Consider the following 1,186-nt stretch of genomic DNA (forward strand, 5'->3'; position numbering starts at 1 on the left):
CTTGCCGCTTGAAGCTTGTCGCTGCTTGCGCCGCCCCTGCCTCTGAACCCACAGAAGGAGCATGGCCACGATGCTGACTCCGATTACCCGCGGCGACCTGCCCTGCTGGGAAATTCGCCACCGTAACCAGACCCTGGTGATCGCCGAACAGGGCGCCCAGGTGTTGTCGTATCAGCGGGATGGCGAGCATCCACTAATCTGGCTCAGTGAGGAAGCGGCCTATCACCGCGGCCAGGGCGTGCGTGGCGGGGTACCGGTGTGCTGGCCCTGGTTCGGTGGCCTGGATTTCAACCCGGAAAAGATCCGCCAGCAATATGCGCTGACAGAGCCTCCCGCCCACGGCCTGGTCCGTCAGCAGCCCTGGGCTCTGCAACACAGCCAGGAAGAGGCCGACGGCATCACTCTGCGCTTCGGCCTGTCGGACCAGGCCGACCGGCAATCCCTGCCCCCCGTGGAGCCCACCCTGACCGTGCGCCTGGACGATGGCCTGAGCCTGGCGCTGAACAACCATAATCATGGCAACACGCCGGTATGGATCAGCCAGGCTCTGCACAGTTACTTCGCGGTATCAGACTCCCGACAGGTAACGGTACATGGCCTGGACACCTGCCCCTATGTGGACGCGCTGGATGACTGGCAACCCCATCGCCAGCAAGGCCCGCTGACTGTTGTCGGTGAGACCGACCGGCTGTATCTACAGCTTCCCGACACCCTGCATATTGATGACCCCGGCTGGCAGCGTCGGCTGACCCTGTCGGCCTCCGGCAGTCGCTCCGCGGTGGTATGGAATCCCTGGGTCGACAAAAGTCGTCGTCTGACACAATTCGCCGGCGATGCCTGGCAAAAAATGCTCTGTATTGAAACCGCCCGTGTCCTCGACAACGCCCTGCTGCTGGGCCCTGGCGAGCAACACAGCATGGTGGTTCGCTTTGTGACAACGGCGTTATAACTGCCGGTTTAAGCGGCCATAAAAAGGGGTGGTGCTCGCCAAAAAAGGAGGGTAAAGTCGGAAATGGCTGCGAATTATGGCAGTGGATTAGTTTGGTAATTGTCTTCCCTGCGTGAAGCTGAAGTTGTCTCCGAACACCGCCCAACATGGTTTGCAAGCAACACTCAAAGTAAATAGTTTCGAGGTATAGATTCACATGGCTACAGGTACTGTGAAGTGGTTTAACGAGTCCAAGGG

At 59.7% G+C, this 1,186-nt stretch carries 1 protein-coding gene; it reads left to right on the top strand.

Annotated elements, in window-relative coordinates:
• The first annotated feature begins 61 nt into the window (after nucleotides 1-61).
• Nucleotides 62-949 carry a D-hexose-6-phosphate mutarotase gene (locus B3Q33_RS00165; RefSeq protein ID WP_272963009.1) on the top strand — a complete coding sequence of 296 codons (888 nt, stop codon included), beginning with the start codon at nucleotides 62-64 and terminating at the stop codon, nucleotides 947-949.
• Nucleotides 950-1,186: the final 237 nt, after the last annotated feature.

This window comes from Alcanivorax sp. UBA3183 (genome assembly GCF_002364155.1).
In the GTDB taxonomy this organism is placed as follows: Bacteria; Pseudomonadota; Gammaproteobacteria; order Pseudomonadales; family Alcanivoracaceae; genus Alcanivorax; species Alcanivorax jadensis.

What these genes read in the sequence shown, in the direction of transcription:
- B3Q33_RS00165 (WP_272963009.1), top strand. Translation starts at nt 62, where the DNA reads ATGGCCACGATGCTGACTCCGATTACCCGCGGCGACCTGCCCTGCTGG.